The 17,625-nt window shown below is 61.8% G+C and carries 13 protein-coding genes and 1 tRNA gene; 8 read left to right on the forward strand and 6 right to left on the reverse strand.

The annotated features are described in order from the left end of the window. From NW809_RS03820 to sppA, 3 genes are all read right to left on the reverse strand, one after another. Positions 1 to 303, reverse strand: a 303-nt coding sequence (locus NW809_RS03820) for a late competence development ComFB family protein (RefSeq protein ID WP_414401556.1), incomplete at its 3' end; no start/stop codon positions are given. Between the two features lie 430 nt (positions 304 to 733). Next, a complete protein-coding gene (gene alr / locus NW809_RS03825) occupies positions 734 to 2,038 on the reverse strand; it encodes an alanine racemase (protein WP_240527663.1) in 1,305 nt (434 codons plus the stop codon). Positions 2,039 to 2,063: 25 nt separating this feature from the next. After that, positions 2,064 to 3,104 carry a signal peptide peptidase SppA gene (gene sppA / locus NW809_RS03830; RefSeq protein ID WP_011430309.1) on the reverse strand — a complete coding sequence of 347 codons (1,041 nt, stop codon included), beginning with the start codon at positions 3,102 to 3,104 and terminating at the stop codon, positions 2,064 to 2,066. Between the two features lie 248 nt (positions 3,105 to 3,352). On the opposite strand from sppA, the gene NW809_RS03835 reads away from it, so the two are divergent. From NW809_RS03835 to NW809_RS03850, 4 genes are all read left to right on the forward strand, one after another. After that, a tRNA-Ala gene (locus NW809_RS03835) sits at positions 3,353 to 3,425 on the forward strand. A gap of 659 nt (positions 3,426 to 4,084) precedes the next feature. Then, the gene (locus NW809_RS03840; protein WP_414401557.1) at positions 4,085 to 5,602 is read left to right on the forward strand and encodes a hypothetical protein; all 1,518 of its coding nucleotides are present in this window, start codon (positions 4,085 to 4,087) and stop codon (positions 5,600 to 5,602) included. A 41-nt stretch (positions 5,603 to 5,643) separates the two neighbouring features. Further along, a complete protein-coding gene (gene priA / locus NW809_RS03845; RefSeq protein WP_414401560.1) occupies positions 5,644 to 8,037 on the forward strand; it encodes a primosomal protein N' in 2,394 nt (797 codons plus the stop codon). Between the two features lie 159 nt (positions 8,038 to 8,196). Continuing rightward, a complete protein-coding gene (locus NW809_RS03850; RefSeq protein WP_414401558.1) occupies positions 8,197 to 9,303 on the forward strand; it encodes an isocitrate/isopropylmalate dehydrogenase family protein in 1,107 nt (368 codons plus the stop codon). Positions 9,304 to 9,334: 31 nt separating this feature from the next. On the opposite strand, the gene NW809_RS03855 is transcribed toward NW809_RS03850, so the two are convergent. Continuing rightward, positions 9,335 to 10,261 carry a D-isomer specific 2-hydroxyacid dehydrogenase family protein gene (locus NW809_RS03855; protein WP_011430313.1) on the reverse strand — a complete coding sequence of 309 codons (927 nt, stop codon included), beginning with the start codon at positions 10,259 to 10,261 and terminating at the stop codon, positions 9,335 to 9,337. A 272-nt stretch (positions 10,262 to 10,533) separates the two neighbouring features. Between NW809_RS03855 and NW809_RS03860 the strand changes: the two genes are divergently transcribed. The 4 genes from NW809_RS03860 (at position 10,534) to queA (ending at position 15,773) form a co-directional block, all read left to right on the forward strand. After that, entirely contained in the window at positions 10,534 to 11,820 is a 1,287-nt protein-coding gene (locus NW809_RS03860; RefSeq protein WP_240527662.1) for a phosphodiester glycosidase family protein, read from the forward strand. A 1,315-nt stretch (positions 11,821 to 13,135) separates the two neighbouring features. Next, a complete protein-coding gene (locus NW809_RS03865; protein WP_240527661.1) occupies positions 13,136 to 13,813 on the forward strand; it encodes a cob(I)yrinic acid a,c-diamide adenosyltransferase in 678 nt (225 codons plus the stop codon). Positions 13,814 to 13,897: 84 nt separating this feature from the next. Further along, positions 13,898 to 14,491, forward strand: a complete 594-nt coding sequence (gene dcd, locus NW809_RS03870) for a dCTP deaminase (protein ID WP_011430319.1) — start codon at positions 13,898 to 13,900, stop codon at positions 14,489 to 14,491. Between the two features lie 91 nt (positions 14,492 to 14,582). Continuing rightward, complete coding sequence (gene queA, locus NW809_RS03875; protein WP_414401559.1) at positions 14,583 to 15,773, forward strand: tRNA preQ1(34) S-adenosylmethionine ribosyltransferase-isomerase QueA; 1,191 nt, start codon at positions 14,583 to 14,585, stop codon at positions 15,771 to 15,773. Here queA and NW809_RS03880 read toward each other — a convergent pair. Both NW809_RS03880 and NW809_RS03885 read right to left on the reverse strand, forming a co-directional pair. Then, on the reverse strand, positions 15,770 to 16,546 hold the full coding sequence (locus NW809_RS03880; RefSeq protein ID WP_011430321.1) for an HAD family hydrolase: 777 nt from the start codon (positions 16,544 to 16,546) through the stop codon (positions 15,770 to 15,772). The two genes, queA and NW809_RS03880, sit on opposite strands and share 4 nt — an antisense overlap. A 28-nt stretch (positions 16,547 to 16,574) precedes the next feature. Beyond that, the gene (locus NW809_RS03885; RefSeq protein WP_099834886.1) at positions 16,575 to 17,570 is read right to left on the reverse strand and encodes an aldo/keto reductase; all 996 of its coding nucleotides are present in this window, start codon (positions 17,568 to 17,570) and stop codon (positions 16,575 to 16,577) included. Positions 17,571 to 17,625: the final 55 nt, after the last annotated feature.

Here is a 17,625-nt window from a genome sequence, read left to right on the forward strand (position 1 = left end):
ATCAGGCTCTGGGCAACGGGGATTTGCCGCCACTATCTCCATAGCCTTCCCCACCTCCCGCCGAATCAGGCTCTGCAACTCTTGATCTGCTTGGATGGCTTCCAGGGTGTATATGGAGCCTTCAAAACTGGTGGTGTAGCGGGGCTGGAGGTTGTTGAGGGCCAAGGCGGCGGCATCGTGACAGAATCTCTCACAGGAGCAGTAGCGCTGCTGGCTTTCCAGGAGCAGCAGCTCGTTCACCATCTCCAGAACAGCCCGCTCCATCTGATTTTCCAACCTCTTCAGAGGTTTGCGTGCCTCCATGGCTGCCTCCCGATGTCACTGATCCCGCCGCCAGTCCTCATTTTCCCAAAAACAGGACGGTTCTCGGCTTACTTCTGAGGCTGCTATATCCTTCACTACTTGACAAGTCAGGAAAAGCTACCCTACGTAAACTACCCGACTCCGACCGCCCCCCAACCCCCTGTATACGGGGGGCAGGGGGGCGGGGGGATATAGGGGGCTCCTGCGGTTTCTAGCTCAACAGGAAGAGAAGTGACCGCAAACCCCCAGGCGCCGACGCGGCCAGCTACAATTTCACCCCAACTCCTCTGCTGGCGGGAGTCAGTTCTCACTTGCTAGCCCCTCTACCAGAATTGAGGGGGGAGGTAGGGATCCGAACCCACGCTTAAAACCTCGCCTGCATTTGCTGCTACCATAAACCGCCCAACAAAAACGTGCCATAGCGTCAACGTCAGCTAGCTTCCCCGAGCACGTTGACCAGCACTCTCGGCAGGCGGGCAGAAAGTCCGCACAGCAGTTCATAGGAAATGGTGCCCAACTGATCCGCCCAATCCTGGATTGAGAAACCCGCACTCGCCAGATGGGGGCCCAGCAGCTCCACCACATCACCCACCTGAATATCCGGCCTCTCGGTGACATCCCACATGCACTGATCCATCGTGATCGTGCCCACCTGCTGGATCAGGCTGCCGCGCACCCACCCCCGCAGCCAGCCGGAAAGCCGCCGTGGGATCCCGTCGGCATAGCCGATGGCCAGTGTGGCAATGCGACTGGGGCGAGAAGTGACGTAGCGATGGCCATAGCTGACGCCGGTGTGGGCGGGTACGGTTTGGATGTGGGTCAACCGCGCTTTGAGGCGCAGGATCGGCCGCAACCCCGGCACCTGCAGGTGCGGGGCAGGAGACAAGCCGTAGAGGGCCAGCCCCAACCGCACGCGGGGATAGTGGAGATGGGTTAGGGCGCCGGCGGAGTTATCCAGATGCAGGGGGGGCAGGGGATCCCCGGCCTGGCGGATCTGCTCCACCACCTGGGCGAAGCGGGCCTCTTGCTGGGCCATCACCGGAGAATCGGGCTCATCTGCCGTTGCGAAGTGGGAAAACAGGCTACAGCCTTCCAGCTCGGGGATCCGGCAGATCTGCCCCCACACGGCGGCGGCCTCTTGCCAGGGAATCCCCAGGCGGGTCATGCCCGTATCGACGTTGACGTGGACAGGAACAGGCCGCCCGGCCCAACGGGCCACCTGGCGCATCACGGGGATCTGCTCGGCCCGGGTGAGGCTGACCTCCAGCCGCGCAGCCATGGCCTGCTGCAGCTCGGCCCAGGTATTCAAAGCCCCCAACACCAAAATCGGGGCCTGGAGGCCGGCCTGCCGCAGCTCGATCCCTTCTGCCAGGGTGGCCACACACAACCCCTTGGCACCGGCAGCGAGGGCTATGGGAGCCACCAAGCGAGCTCCATGGCCGTAGGCATTGGCCTTGACCACTGCCCAGATCTCAGTGTCTGGCGACAGGCGCGCCTGCAACAGACGCAGATTTTCTCGCAATTGGGCTGCGTCAATTTCCACCCATGCCCGGCTGGTCAGCAGCTCCAGCTCTGGGTTGAAATCCGGCCAGAACCCCGTCTCGCCGACGGGATCCGCTCCCTGGGATCCCTGGCTCTGGGTCCACGAGGCGGACGCCGTGGCCAGGGGGCTATGCCCTGCCGTCGCCAGCGCAGAAGCGTCGTCCGGCGTGTGATCCACAGCTTCACCCCTCACACCAAGCCTATGATCACTGTCAGGTTTAGCGCAAAGTCCACCCGGGCGCCATCCACAGCAGCGGCACTTCCGGGATCCCGGCCACCTCGTGGCTCCCCAACAGTCGAGCGGGCCAGAGATTTTGCCCTTGCGGAGGCAGTCCTTGGCTCAATAGTCGCTGCAGGGCGCGTTGGAAGGGATCTCTTGCCGTTGCTGGCGACAAAGAGGGATCCCCGGTCATGCGCCGCAGATCTTCCACGGCTTCGGCATATCCTCCCAGGGCATCTACCAGGCCCAACTCCACAGCCTGCGCCCCGGTGAAGATGCGCCCATCGGCCAACTGGCGCACCCGCGCCTCATCCAAGCTTTGCCGTCGGGCGATCATCTCCGCATCCAGCACCTTTTCTGCCCCTTTGTCCGGCAAGCGCTGGCGTCCGCGGGCCACATCGCGAACGAACTGGTCGAGGGTATCCTCCACCAACTCTTGCAGCAGACGTTGCTCTTGGGGGGTGGCAGCCCGGAAAGGGGAAAGAATGTCTTTGTACTCGCCGGTTTTGAAGGTCTGCGGCTCTATGCCGTAGTTGTCGAGCAGTTTGCCAAAGTTGAGGCCGCTGATGATCACCCCTATGCTGCCGGTCAGGGTGCCCGGGTTGGCGTAGATCTTGTCGGCAGCACTGGCTACATAGTAGCCGCCGCTGGCGGCAACGTCTTCCATGACGGCAATCACCGGCTTGCCGGCTTCCCGCAGAGCCGTGACGGCGCGGTAGAGCTCCTGGCTGGATCCCACAGCCCCGCCCGGGCTGTTGATGCGCAGCAATACAGCCTTGACGGCGCGATCCTCGACAGCTTCCCGCAACTGATCTAAGGGAGAGGTGGGCAAACCTACCAAAGTCGAGCCCCGTGGCCCTCCTATCGTTCCCTCGATGGTAACCACCTCAATGCGATTCGCCCCTCGAGGGGCCTCTAGCCCGACGCCACCCCGAACCGACTCTGCGGCAGGTCGTGTGCCGCCAATAACAGCCGCAATCAGGCAGACCACCAGCAAGGAAGCGGCCAAAAGGCGGTTAAGCTGAGATCCCTGTGTCACAAGCCCCCCAATGTCGCTGACTCCGTTCTATCACCCGGCAAGCTCCTGCAACAGAGGGCAGGAGCCAGGTGGATCCAATCTCCACTTTTGCAAGTGGACGCTCCAACCCAACTCTTGACAAGGATCTCCCGTCTATTTAGGATAGATTCCCGTACTTTTCACCGCCAAAGCAGCTTCTACAGGCTAAAATTGTAGTCTGGAGCGGGCATAAATCAATTGCCCAGGCTCTTGCCGCAAGGCTGCATCTTGGGGCTTTAGCTCAGTTGGTAGAGCACTTCAATGGCATTGAAGGGGTCAGCGGTTCGAGTCCGCTAAGCTCCATTGGCCTGATAGCATCCGAGGCCCAGCAAATGGTCACTCCTTCCCTCCGACCGGAGGAGACGGCTTCGGCCATGGGATCCCCGCCTTGCGGGAGGTATCTGAGCCGCCGTGAGGCAACCCGGCCATGGTCGCCCCCCTTTCCCCGTATACGGGGGGAAGGGGGTACGGAGCGGGGCTCCTGCGGCTTCTAGCTGACGCTGCCTCAATCCCTTGCAGATCTGCGCCGATCCCTGGGCGAAGGGCCCCTGCCATTGGACAAAGATGCTCTAAAACGCCGCCGAATTATAGGGTGCAACTAAATAAAAAATGGTGCAAACTATTGGTGGTGGCAGGCTGGAGGGATCCCGGGCAGCGATAGTGTGTACTGCGGGTGAAGCAAGGGGGGCAATCGTAGCAAGCTCTCAAGGCAACCCCAGGCCGCAGCTGACCTCTGGGGGGAAGGGAGACGTCTTCTGGCGAAAAAACGGCCAAACAGAGGTTCCGCTGCCAGCTCAACTCCCTGATGAGGAGCCCCCAAGACAAGAAGGGCGGCCAACAGGCCTCGGAATCGGAAAGAAACCTTACAAGATCCCTCCCCTGGCTTGAACCCACCGGAAAACTTCTCTATACTGCAGGGAACTTTATCCTGTACCTCCCCTTCTTCATCTTCGCTTTAACCTATGCGTGCTCCCTCCTCAGGCGACTCGGATCCCACCTTTCCCGAAGCTCAAGCCGGCCAGTCGGCCAAGGACTCCGTCCCGCTTACGCTAACGGAATCGGATCCCAATCCAGAGCGGCATTCGGCCCTGAGGCAGCGGCAGCAGTTGGAGGCTCGGCTACTCGAAGCCGAAGCGGAGCTGCAGGAGCGGCGTGCCCTTCAGGAAAAGCTACAAGCTGAAGTAGAGGCGCTGCACAGTCAACTGGCCGAGAGGGAACTGCAGTCTCGCAAGCAGCAACAGCAGATAGAGCTCTTGCAATTGAAAGCCCAAACGCCTGCAGACGCTGCTTGGGAAGCCGAATGCCGAGCCCTGCGCCAGAAGGTGGCCGAGCAAGAAAAGGCGCTGCAGGAGCGGGAACATGCCCTGCGCCAGTTGCAACAGACTTTGGCAGAGCAAAAAGTTCAGCTCTCGGAGCAGGAAGCTCAGCTGGCGGCGCGGCAACGCCTCAACGAGCGGCAGCGCCAAGATATCGAAGCCCTACAGGAGCAGATCGAGCAGCTACGGCTGGCCCATGCTCAGGAGCGCCGTCAGTGGGAACACCGTCAGCAGGAGCTACAGGCTTCTCTGGTGGAAGCTCAAGACCTGGCGGAAAAACGGGTGGAGATTTTGCAGCGTTTCAAGGCAGAGCTTTCGTTGGCCCGCACCCAAATTGCAGAAACTCAGGCGGAGCTGAACAGCCTGCGGGCTCTGTACAACGACCAACGGGCAGCCTGGCAAGAACAGCGGGAACATCTCGAGGCGCGTCTGGCGGGCTATGCCGAGACAGAGGCGGAAGCGGAGCAGCGCTGGCAGGAACAACGGCAGGAATTGGAAGCGGCGCTGGCCGATGCCCAGGCGCAACTGGCCGCTTTGCAAGCTCAGCAAGAGCAATGGCGTCAGGACTCCCGGGAGCAGCAACAGCAGTGGCAAGCCCAGGTCGAAGCGCTGCAAGCTGCCCTCGCCCAAGCGCAGGCGGAAATTGCCCATTGGCAGCAGGAGCACCGCCGTCTGGAGGAACGGTACGCCCAGGCCCAGCAGCGCCTCGGCGATCTGGAGCAGCGGCTCCAAGCAGCTCTGGCCCAGCTTGCCGACCAACCCACCTGGCAATCGCAATTGCGCTCTGCCCAGATCGCCGTCACCCATCTGCAGGAGCAAACAGAGGCCTTGGAGGGGCAGGTGAGGGCCCTGCAGGCGGAACGCGCCGCCCTCGCCGAAGAAAACCGCTCCCTGAGAGAGAAGTACGAGCAGCAGCAGATGCACCTGCTCAGCCTGAAGACGGCTTTGGAGCGCAAGGGAATAGACATCCCGCCTCGCGCTGGTGCAGCGGCTCCCAATGCTGCCGACACGCCAACACGGTCTGAGTCTCTCGCTTCGCTCCAGGCCGCCAAGCCCAAGTCTGCCCTATGGACTCCGTCCCGCTTACGCGAACAGTCCCGGCCTTTGCTGGCTCGCCCTGATAAGCGGGCAGTGGATCTGCCGCGGTTCTTGCCCCGACCGTGAGGGATCCGGTGGCGCAGCCTGCTCCTCCCCGCTGGCTGGAGGTGTGGGTGGATCATCCCCACTTGGGGGGCTGCTTCACCTACCGCGTGCCAGAGGGATGGGAGCCAGAAGCGGGCGATCTCCTCAGCGTTCCCTTTGGCCAACAGGTGGCGGGGGCGGTGGCTCTGGGCTGGCGCTCGGAGTTGCCGACAGGAGTAGATCCCCAGTCGGTGCGAGAGATTGAAGCGGTGGTGGCCAAAGGGATCCTGCCCAAGGATTTCTGGCCTCTGCTGCAGCGGGTAGCCAACTACTACCTCACCCCCCTAGCCCAGGTGGTGCGCACCGTTTTGCCGCCGGGCTTGCTGAGCCGCTCCCAGCGGCGGATCCGCCTGGTTGGATCCCCGCCAGGGGAATGTTCGCCGGCTGCCCAGGCTTTGCTGCGGCTGCTGCGGGAGAAGGGAGGGGAGCTGTCTTGGCGTTACCTCCAGCAGCAGGTGCCTGGCGCCGAGGTCGCTCTGCGGGAGCTGCAGCGGCGGGGTTGGGTGGAAAGCTTCTGGCAGGAGCAGCAGGGGGGCAGGGTGAAAACCCAACAGGCGGCCACCTTGGTGGAGGACTCGCTGGAGGGGCTGAGCTTGCCCCAGCAGAAAGCGCTGCAGATCCTCAAGCAAAAGGGGGGGGAGCTGCTGCTGGTCGAGTGGGAGCGCCTGGCGGGGGTGAGCCGGTCAGTGCTGCAGAGCCTAGCCCGCAAAGGCCGGGTGCACCTCCACGAGCGACCCTTGCTGCGGCTGGGGGAGGCCGAGCGGCCTGTGGAGAAAGATTTGCCCAAGCCTCTGACGCCAGCCCAGGCCGAGGCAGTGGCGGCCATCCAGCAAGCCCTGGGGCGAAACCAACGCTTTCTGCTGCATGGGGTCACCGGCTCCGGCAAGACAGAGGTGTACCTGCAAGTCATTGCCCAGGTGCTGCAGCAGGGGCGGTCAGCCTTGGTGCTGGTGCCGGAGATCGGCCTTACCCCGCAACTGACGGATCGCTTTCGGGCGCGGCTGGGATCCCGCGTGTGGACCTACCACAGCGGCCTCTCAGCCGGCGAGCGCTACGACCTCTGGAGGCAGATGTTGGTTGCTGTCCCCCAGGTGGTGATCGGCACCCGCTCGGCGGTGTTTGCCCCCTTGGCCAACCTGGGCCTCATCGTTCTGGACGAGGAGCACGACGACAGCTTCAAGCAGGATCAGCCCCAGCCCTGCTACCACGCCCGTCAGGTGGCGGAGTGGCGGGCTGAGCTAGCCAACTGTCCCCTAGTTCTGGGCAGCGCCACACCGGCAGTGGAAACCTATGCGGTCCACCTGCAGGATCCGCAGCGCTGGGTTCGTCTCCCTTTGCCGCAGCGCATCCCCCAGGCGGGGATCCCGGCCACCCTGCCCCGGCTGGAGCTGGTGGACATGCGCCAGGAGCTGCAGGCGGGCAACCGCAGCATTCTCAGCCGCCGCCTGCATCAAGCTTTGCACGAGACTTTGAAGAGGGGGGAACAGGCCATCCTCTTTGTCCCCCGGCGGGGGCACAGTACCTTTGTCTTGTGCCGCAGTTGCGGCTTTGTCCTCACCTGCGCCCACTGCGACGTCTCCCTTACCTTTCACCTGGAGGGCGGGCAGGAGCTGCGCTGCCACTACTGCGGCGCCCGCCAACCCCACCCCCAGCACTGTCCTGCCTGCGGCTCGCCCTACCTCAAGCACTTCGGCACCGGCACCCAGAAGGTGGTGGAGGTGCTGCAGCAGCACTGGCCGCAGGTGGCGATTTTGCGCTACGACAGCGACGCCACCCGCCGTAAGGGATCCCACCGGGATTTGCTGGAGCAGTTTCGCAGCGGCAAGGCCCAGGTGCTGGTGGGCACCCAGATGCTCACCAAAGGGCTGGACATCCCCCAGGTGACGCTGGTGGGGGTGGTAGCCGCCGACGGGCTGCTGCACCAGCCTGACTACCGCGCTGGCGAGCGCACCTTTCAACTGCTGACCCAGGTGGCGGGCCGGGCAGGCCGCGGATCCTTGCCAGGCCAGGCCATTATCCAGACCTATTTGCCAGAGCACCCCATCTTGCAAGCGGTGCTGGCCCACGACTACGAGGGCTTTGTCCAGGCCGAGCTGCGCCAACGCCAAGAGGGGGGCTACCCTCCCTACCGGGCGTTGATTTTAATTCGCCTGAGCAGCAGCCGCCTGGAGGCGTTAGAGCGCTACTGCAGCCGCCTAGCTGAGGGCCTGCAAGGGATCCCAGCCGAAGTGCTAGGCCCAGGGCCAGCCCAAGTGGAACGGGTTGCCGGCCGCTACCGCTGGCAGATCCTGCTCAAACAGCTTCCCGATCAGCCCTGGGATCGCGCCCAGATCGATACCCACCTGCGCCGCGCCCTTGGACATATTCCCCAGGGGATTCGCGTCAGCCTCGATGTGGATCCGCTGCGGATCCTCTAGGGGCGGCAGTTTTGCCGCAGCTTGGCGTTGGATGGCCCCAACCTGTTTTATAGTCGTTTAAGCTTCGTTTAAGCTCAGGGATCCCCCACGGGCTCAAAGGCCGGCGCTAGGCGGGATCCCGTCAAGCTGCCAGCGTCAATCCTGGGAGGAGAAGGATTTGTGGCCTATCGTGTAACGTTGATCCCCGGCGATGGCATTGGCCCGGAAGTAACCAGGGCAATGACCACAGTCCTGGAGGCCACCGGGGTGGACTTGGAGTGGATCCGAGTAGAAGCAGGGGTAGAGGTGATTGAGAAATACGGCACGCCTTTGCCACCGCAGGTGTTGGAGTCCATCCGGGAAACCAGAGTGGCCATCAAAGGGCCCATCGGCACCCCTGTAGGCACGGGCTTTCGCTCAGTCAATGTAGCCATCCGCAAAGAGCTGGATCTCTACGCCAACCTGCGCCCGGCCAAGTCCCTCCCCGGCATCAAAAGCCCCTTTCAAGACATTGACCTGGTGGTGGTGCGGGAAAACACCGAGGATCTCTACGCCGGGATCGAGTTCGAGCGAGGCACCCCCGAAGCAGCCCACGCTCGCGAAGAGATGATGCGTCTTTCTGGCAAGTTCATCCGCGAGGGATCGGCCATTGGCATCAAACCCATTTCGGAGTTTGGCAGCCGTCGCATTGTCAAGTTTGCCTTCGAATACGCCCGCCAGAATGGCCGCAAAAAGGTAACGGCCGTTCACAAAGCCAACATCATGAAGTTTACCGACGGGCTGTTTTTGCAGGTGGCGCGGGAGGTGGCCCAGGAGTACCCCGACATCGAGTTTGAGGATCGCATCGTGGACAACATGTGCATGCAACTGATGCAAAAGCCGCAGCTCTACGATGTGCTGGTGCTCACCAATCTCTATGGGGACATCATCTCGGATCTGTGCGCTGGCATGATTGGCGGGCTGGGGGTGGCGCCAGGGGCTAACATCGGCGATGGCATTGCGGTTTTTGAGGCTATCCACGGCTCAGCGCCCAAGTATGCCGGCCAAAATAAGGTCAACCCCTCTGCTCTCATCCTCTCCGGGGCCATGATGTTGCGCTACCTGGGCGAGCGGGAAGCCGCCGCGAGGGTAGAAGCGGCAGTGCAGTCGGTCATTGCCGAAGGCAAATACGTCACCTATGACCTGGCGCAAGGGGAGCCTGTGGGCACCCAGGAGATGGCCGAGGCCATCGCCGCCCGCGTCCAGGAGATGGCTCCTCCCCAGGATCCTATTCCCATCGAGTCCTAGATCCCTGCTTCCCTCGGGAGAGGGTGAGGGCTCAGTAACCTAGAACCGGATCCACCACCCCCAGCAAGGGTTCTCCCAGCCGAAAGCGGCTCACATTTTCCCGCACCCGCTCGGAGAGGGCAGGGACAATCATGGCGTCGGTGATGGCCGTGTGGGGGGTAATTAGGCAATTGGGCAAGCGCCAGAGGGGATGTCCATCGGGCAGCGGTTCTGGATCCGTAACATCCAGGGCGGCACCCCGGATGATCCCCTCCTGCAAGGCGGCCACCAGGTCAGGGGTGACGATATGTTTGCCGCGCGCCACATTGACCAACCAACAGCCGGATCCCATCTGCTCCAGCTCTGGCCAGGCGATGATCCCCTCTGTCTCGGGGGTGAGGGCCAACGCCAGGATCACCACATCCGCTCCTGCCAGCACTGCCTGCCGCTCCGCCAACGTCACCACCCGGCTGGCTCCCGGCAAGGGATCCGCCCTGCGCCGCACCACCTCAACGGAACACTGGAAGGGCTGCAACAAGCGGATCAGGGCCTGGGCAATGCCCCCCGCCCCGAAGATGACCACGCGGCTGCCCCAGAGGCTGGTGCCGGATCCCGGCTGCCAAGTCTGGGCCAGAGCGCGGTGCTTGAGATCCCGCAGGCCGGCCAAGGTGAGGGCCAGGGCATGCTCGGCCACCGCTTGGGCATAGACCCCCTTGCCGCAGGTCCACACATAGGCGGGATCCAGGATCCCTGCCTGGGCAAAAGGCTCCACGCCCGCCCAGGGCAACTGCACCCAGCGGATCCCCTTTCCTTCGGCAAGACACTGCTTGAGCTTGGGCACGTCAAAGGCATCGGCCCACACCAGAGCCTCCGCTTCCGCCAGCGGCACCAGTTCGCCACCCCCCGCCAGGACTGCCTCTTTTAACCAGGGTCGGAGGTGGTCGGGTTCGACGGCTATGCGTCTGCCTTGGATGCCCATCAGAGCTCTCGAAGATGACTTCCCCTTTGCCAGGATATCGCTGGCAGAAGGGGGTGGGAAAAGCCTCAGAACTGTTAAGGGATCCCAAAGGGAGGATGGGAAGGGATGCCGGAATCGCTAGGTTAGGAGCTGTAGCCTCTGCCTCTTCTTCTCGTCTTCAGCCCATGACCCTTTCTGAGTTTTTGACCTTGGTGCTGCTGCTTTTTCCGGGCATTCTGCTGTCTTTGATTTTGATGGCCACTTTTGCCGCCGGCGGATAGGAGCTGCCAAGCTTGCTCAAAGCCAAAAACTTGCCCTCTTCCTGCCAGATGCAGTTTCCCAACTTGGCGCCTTGGGTGGTGCCGGCAAGGTGGGTCTCTTGGTCCAAAGCTGTGGCCTGGGCGGGGGCAGCTCTCCTCTTGCTCAGCAACCTACCTGTCCCTGCCCAGACGCTCCTCAACGGGCAGCCTGTGCGAGTAGTAGAGGGGATCCCTTTGTACCAAAGGATGGTTTGGCTGGAGGATCGACGGATCCTGGTTTCCGTCGTGGCAGTTTCCCTAGCCGCCGGCCAGTTGCGCCCCATTTGGGCCGACCCTGCCAGTCTAGTGGGCCTGGGGGAGCTGCCCGCTTTTAGCCGCGAACGGGGAGCGGTGGCTGCTATCAACGGCGGCTTCTTTAACCGCAATACCCGCCAGCCGCTGGGGGCCATTCGCCTGGAAGGCCGCTGGATCTCCAGCCCCATCTTGGGCCGAGGGGCGATTGCCTGGTTTGACGCCGCCAATTCTCCCCCTGGCTTGGAGCCGGTGCGCTTTGCCCGCCTGCGGATGCAAATAGAGCTGCGCAACGACTTGGGGGATCGGATCCCCTTGGTCGGCATCAACAGCGGCTACATCCTGCCCGGGATCGCCCAGTACACCCCTGATTGGGGATCCACCTACACCACCCAGACGGACGACGAAGTTCTCCTCATTGTGCAAGAAGACCGGCTGCAGCAGATCCTGTCGGCAGGCGTGGCCGGCAAAGTGACGGTGCCGATCCCTCCCAAAGGCTACATACTGGCAGCACGAGGGCTAGAGGGCGCTCTAGAAGCCGGCAAGCTGATCCCAGGAGATCGCCTCCGGCTGGACTGGACGGTGGATCCGCTGGAGCTGGAAGCCTACCCCCACATTCTGGGGGCAGGGCCGCTCTTGCTCTTGGACGGCCAGGTGGTCCTGGATGCCGAATTGGAGGGGTTTCAGCCTCTCTTCCGCCGGCAACAGGCTGCCCGCAGCGCCATCTGTCTGCGGCAGGGGCAACCGGACAACAGGGATCTGCTCCTGGTGGCCGCCGGCAATGCCCAGGAAAACCAAGGGCTCACCCTGTTGGAGATGGCGCAGTTGTTGCGGCAGTTGGGCTGTCGCCACGCTTTGAACCTAGATGGAGGCCGCTCTTCCACACTGGTGCTGGGGGAAGAAGCCGTCAATCTGGAGCCAGAGATCGGACTAGCCGACGGCGAGACTGATCCCAATACAACGAGATCTCGGCGGCGCCTACCCCGGGTTCACAATGGCTTGGGTTTTTTCTCCAACCTAAGTCGCTAGCGGCAAACCAAGACAACTCTTCCGGCAGCAGGATACGGTTCTTTTGATGTACGGCTCGAGCGTCGGATCCCCATCTGCTTTCTGGCTACTTTTTAATCAGCTTGACACTCCCTCTGCCTGAAGGCGCAGTCCACAAACGAACTCGTAGAGGCGTTGTCAAGCCACCCCTAGACAGCCCCTTGAGGCAGAGCCCCAAGGTTCTACTTACTTTTCTGAGACTAAAGGAGGCTTCTCAGAGAAGAAAGAGCCTTGCCTCCCTTGCACCATAGGATCCCGGCAACATCGGTACCCAAGGATCTGGAGCGCGGAGTGACCGGCTTCAAATGGGATCCAACCCCAGCTTTTTCCGGCAACCCTGACGGGAGCCGCTACGGATCCGTTCCTTGTCTGCAGCGATCCTGCTTGCCTACAGAACCCTCATAAAGTTGGCAAAAACCCAATAGAAATTCCCATTCATTTGATCAGGAAACAGCGACGCAATCTATATAGAAATACTGAAGTTTAATTCAACAGAAAAACTATCAAACAACCAACTGTACGAAAAATTGGTCTTGCAATAAGTTTTACATTATTTTCCAATTAACCGCCGATCCTGATAGACCTTATCAAAAGACCATCTTTATGACGGCAGTAAACAATCTGCGTTTATCGACCTAAGAAAGTAGACCTTCTGGCTCTGTGGTCGCAACCTTTCTCAAATGAACTGCTTTGGAATGCACACAAGTTCTTCGACTTCCAATCAAGCGGATTAGTCTATAGTCTATGCCGAGCAAGACTCCTGGGACGCCTCAAGTCTCTTTTCTATTGAGTTGAGCAAGCCGCCGTCATTGGCCTTCTCATGTATTGAGAGTTAATCTTATCTAGAAAAAGTGATCTTTTGCTTGCATCTTTTTGGGGCACATTTTCGTGATTAAGCAAGATGGCTAGACGCTTAAGCTTTTACACCTCGGCGGAAGTTTTATTAAGATCTCATCCAAAAGCTTTTCTTCTCGCCCATCGCCTCCGCCTGGCAAAAAGCTAGGATGGGCAAGGATTATACTTTCTAACACCGTATTCGGGGCGATTTGTGTGTCGACGGGAAACAGAACTGACTCGTTGACGAATAGGCACAGGTGGTGTTTCATGGAATCCGTAGTCAATGTTTTCCACCACTTGTAAGCCTTGCGTCCCATCAGTTGCCGTTTGCCTTGGCAGGCGGTAGTTGCTTGTGGCTCTCCTTCGCGTCTCCGCAACGGTGACGGATAGGGCTTTTGTTCCTCGGCAAAGCCGCCCAGACCAAGGGCCTTGTCCCCTAGCCCCCTCACGAGATAAAACCGTGGTTCGCACTGCCTCACCCAATCCTATGCCCTCCCCCAAGGATGCCGTTCCTGTTGCCCGCATCAAACAGCCTGCAGCCCAGGCCAACCCTGCTGCCGGCGACCGCTTTTTCCAGCGGGACGGAGCCTTTTCTGCCCAGCTGATCCCCCAGGGATCCCTGCAGCTCTACACCCATCCCAGCCGGGGCATGTTCACTCCTGTGATGGCTCAGGCACTGCGCTTGGCCGGCCAGGGGACGCGGGTGTTGATCGTGCAATTTCTCAAGGGCGGGATCAACCAGGGGCCGGAAAATCGTCTTTTGCTGGGCAGCTCGCTGGAGTGGGCCCGCTGTCGTCTGCACCGCTGCATCGATACGCCTCACCTGGAGCCGGAGGAGCGGGTGGCTCTGGACGAGCTGTGGCAATTTACTCAGGAGGCGGTCAGGAGTGGCCGTTATGGCTTGGTGGTGCTAGACGAGTTGGGCCTGGCCATCAAGCTGGGCCTGATCCCGGAGGCGCAGGTGCTGGATTTGATCGATCAGCGCCCAGTCTGGATGGACATGGTGATCACCGGGCCGGAGATGCCGGATTCTCTCCTGGAGCGCGCCGATCTGATCACCCAGCTACGTCCACGGCGGGATCCAGTCCTCGTTCCTCCTTCCCCAGAGGGCGGCCCCCCGCCGAGAATGGATCCCTAGCGGGTCAGCAGCTCGTAGCCTTGCCAGCAGCGACTGCGCTCTCTTCTCCAAACTCTCTGGCCTGTCGGGCAGCCTGTTGCAGCCATGTTAAAAAACGACCGCTGGATCTACGAGCAAGCGCAACGGGGGATGATCGAGCCGTTTTGTCCTGAGCTGGTGCGCCGCGTGGAGTGGAACGGCCAGATGCGGCCCGTCTTGAGCTACGGGCTCTCGTCCTACGGCTACGACATTCGCCTGTCACCGGTGGAGTTCAAGATCTTCCGCCACGTGCCCGGCACGGTGGTGGATCCCAAGCGGTTTAACCCCAAAAACCTGGAACCTGTGGAGCTGCACCACGACGAGATGGGGGACTACTTCATCATCCCCGCCCACTCCTACGGCCTGGGCGTCTCCCTAGAACGGCTGCAAGTCCCGGATAACATCACCGTCATCTGCATTGGCAAGTCCTCCTACGCGCGGGTAGGGCTGATCGCCAACCTCACCCCAGCCGAGGCGGGGTGGCGGGGCTATCTCACCTTGGAGTTCTCCAACGCTTCCAGCGCCGACTGCCGCGTGTATGCCAATGAAGGGGTGGTGCAGCTCCTCTTCTTGGAAGGGGATCCCTGCCAGACCACCTACGCCGACCGCCAGGGCAAGTACCAGGATCAACCCCAGCGGGTGGTGGTGGCCAAGGTCTAGGTGGCACACCCTCCCCCCAATCCCTCCCGGACAAAGCCTCTGGCAACCGGCATCCGTCGGCTATGCTGGAGGCGTGCTGCTGTGTTTGTCCATGAGCCATTCTTTCCTACTGGCTGCTTCTGCTGGCCAAGCCGAACCCGGCCAGCTTCTTCCAGGGAGCGTTGGAGAGCTCAACCCGGATCTCCTAACGGCTAGCTACGACTACTCCCTGCCCCCTGAGCGGATCGCGCAAGCCCCTGTGGAGCCACGGGATCAGGCGCGAATGCTGGTGGTGTACCCAGATAGGCACGAGCACCGCCGCTTCTGCGACCTCCCCGACTACCTGCAGGCCGGGGATCTGCTGGTTCTCAACGACACCAAGGTAATCCCAGCCCGGCTATGGGGGGCTAAGGTTTTGCCGGGAAAGGACGCTTCCGGGGCACGGGTGGAGGTTTTGCTGCTGGAGCCCATCCCGGCCAACACCTCCAAGCAGGAGCAAATCTGGCGGGTCTTGGTTAGGCCAGGCAAACGGGTCAAGGTGGGGGATCAAATCCGGTTTTGGGATCGCCAGGGATCCCCGGCTGAACTGGGGGCCACAGTGCTGGCCGTGGACGCGGAGACGGGTGGCCGGGTGGTGCAGTTGACCTGGGAAGGGGCGGATACCTTTGAGCAGATCCTGGGGCGGGTGGGGCGGATCCCGCTCCCTCCCTATCTGAAAGCTGCCCACGCCCTTGATCCGACAAGCGCGGGAGTCCGACCTGAAGACTATCAAACGGTCTGGGCCAGACACCCGGGCTCGGTGGCCGCCCCCACCGCCGGGCTGCATTTTACCCCCCAGCTCTTGGAGCGGCTGGCCCAAAAGGGGATCCAAACTGCCTACATCACCCTCAACATCGGCCTGGGCACCTTCCGCCCGGTAGAGGCAGAGCGAGTAACCGACCACCGCTTGCACAGCGAGTGGCTCAAGGTGCCGGCAGAAACGGTGGCCACTATTCGCGAAACCCAGGCCCAGGGAAGGCGGGTGATTGCCGTGGGGACAACGGTGGTGCGGGCACTGGAAACGGCAGCCCTCTCCGGCACCCTGCAACCCTGGCAGGGAAAAAGCGACCTCTTTATCTACCCCGGCTACTCCTGGCGGGTGGTGCAGGGGCTGATCACCAACTTTCATCTGCCCCGCTCCAGCCTGATGATGCTGGTGGCAGCCTTGATCGGGCGAGAGCGTTTGCTGGATCTCTACCAAGAGGCCATCCGGGAGGGTTATCGGTTCTACTCCTTTGGGGACGGCATGCTGATCCTGCCCTAGGGAGAACCCTGCCCTTTGGCTAAGGGTTTGCCAGGAGGGTCGGCAGGACGGTCTTGGCCAGTGGCAAACCAAGTTTGGAGGCGCTCCCATTCCACTTGGGGGTAACCATCCACCGCCCAGTTGGCCCGCCGCTGCAACATGTGCAGCGGGAAGAAGGTGGCTAGGGCCAAGACCGGGATCCCTTGCGAGCGAGCTGCTTGAATGCCGGCGTAGGTGGCTTCAAAACTCAAGCACTCCTGAGGGGAAAGCCCCATCCGCTCTAAAAGCAGACGGTGCAACTGCCCCGGTGATAGGGCGGGATCCCCTGCCTCGCCGGTTACGCGGTAGCGAAAGTCATGAGTCAGACGCGCCAGAGCTGGACAGGGGAAGCGCTCCAAAAAAGCCTCCACCTCAGCAGCGGCGTGGCCGCTCACTAGGCCCACCTTGAGCTGCAGCCGCTCCAGCTTCTCTAGGGCCTCTGCCAAACCGGGGACAAGAAGGGATCCCTTCTGCTCCTGCAGAGCCTGTTGATAGTAAAGGGCCTTGCGGCGCAACAACTCTTCTCGTTGCTTGGGGCTGAGCACCCGTCCCTGGGCTTGCCAAAGCGCCGGCAGGCGCTCCCAATCCGGTCGGCCCAGATAGTGCAGCCGGTAGAGCTCCTTTTGCTCCCGGGATCCCAGATCCCAGGGACGCAGGTTCTCCTCCAGCAGCACTTGGTTGATGGCGTGGAGGTGCAGCCCCTCGTCGTCGGCCACCACACCGCTCCAGCTTAGGATCACCCCTTGCAGCGCCATTGGACAGCCTTACCCCCCACTCCTTGCTCTAGGCAGCACGGGCAGGGGGGGCCATGAAGCTGGGGGGGATGGGTTCGGGGACATGCCTTTGCAGGATCGCGTCGATGGCCTGCATTGCCTCCGCCTCCAGCGACCAGCCCCACACGCCGGCTAGGTCCTCCAACTGCTGGCGCTTGCGCGCTCCCCACAGGATTGCACTTACTCCCGGCTGATCCAAGAGCCAGCGCACCGCCAACTGGGGCAGGGTTTTGCCGTAGCGCTCTCGCGCCAGCCGGCTCAGCTCTTCCGCTGCTTGCAAGTAGTGGGAGTAGCGAGGCTCCGCAAACTTGGGATCGATGCCGCCGCGCAGATCTCCAGGCGGAAACTGGGTTTGCGGCGTCAGCCGTCCCCCCAACAGCCCTCGACAGAGGGGGCTGTAGATCAGCGTGGCAATACCGTTGGCACGACAGTAGGGCAGGACATCCGCCTCGATCTGGCGCTCAAACAGGTTATAGGGCGGCTGGACGGTATGCAGGGGAGCCACCTGACGGAAACGCTCCATCTGCGGAGGAGAAAAGTTGCTCACCCCAATGGCGCGGATCTTGCCCTGCTGCAGCAAGCGGCCGAAAAAGGCAGCCGTCTCCTCCAGGGGCTCCAAGGGATCCGGCCAATGCACCTGGTAGATGTCGATCACGTCGGTTTGCAGGCGGCGAAGGGAGTTTTCCAGATCCTGAGCTAGCCAACTTAGGCTGCAGTTGCGCACCACCTTGCCGTTTATCCACTGCAGGCCGGCCTTGGTGGCGATCGCCACTCGATCCCGGCAGCCGGCATCCCGGATGGCCCGTCCCAAAAGCTCTTCCGAAAGGCCGCGGCCGTAGGCCGGAGCCGTGTCAAAGAGGGTAATCCCTAGGTCAATGGCCTTGCGGAGGGTGGCATAGGCCTCCTGGGGATCCGCCGGCCCCCACCAATCCCCGGTCATGCTCCAGGTGCCCAACCCCACGCGGCTCAGCCGGAGCCCCGTCTTGGCAAGTGTAACAAACTCCATGGCAACTTCTGCAAAGGATCCCGTTTCAGGATGCTAACAGGCGCCAGGGGAGGAC

Origin of the sequence: Synechococcus sp. WC101 (assembly GCF_047461555.1) — a bacterium.
Lineage (GTDB): Bacteria > Cyanobacteriota > Cyanobacteriia > Thermostichales > Thermostichaceae > Thermostichus.

What these genes read in the sequence shown, in the direction of transcription:
- NW809_RS03855 (WP_011430313.1), bottom strand. Translation starts at nt 10,261, where the DNA reads ATGGGCATCCAAGGCAGACGCATAGCCGTCGAACCCGACCACCTCCGA.
- dcd (WP_011430319.1), top strand. Translation starts at nt 13,898, where the DNA reads ATGTTAAAAAACGACCGCTGGATCTACGAGCAAGCGCAACGGGGGATG.
- queA (WP_414401559.1), top strand. Translation starts at nt 14,583, where the DNA reads ATGAGCCATTCTTTCCTACTGGCTGCTTCTGCTGGCCAAGCCGAACCC.
- NW809_RS03840 (WP_414401557.1), top strand. Translation starts at nt 4,085, where the DNA reads ATGCGTGCTCCCTCCTCAGGCGACTCGGATCCCACCTTTCCCGAAGCT.
- NW809_RS03880 (WP_011430321.1), bottom strand. Translation starts at nt 16,546, where the DNA reads ATGGCGCTGCAAGGGGTGATCCTAAGCTGGAGCGGTGTGGTGGCCGAC.
- NW809_RS03885 (WP_099834886.1), bottom strand. Translation starts at nt 17,570, where the DNA reads ATGGAGTTTGTTACACTTGCCAAGACGGGGCTCCGGCTGAGCCGCGTG.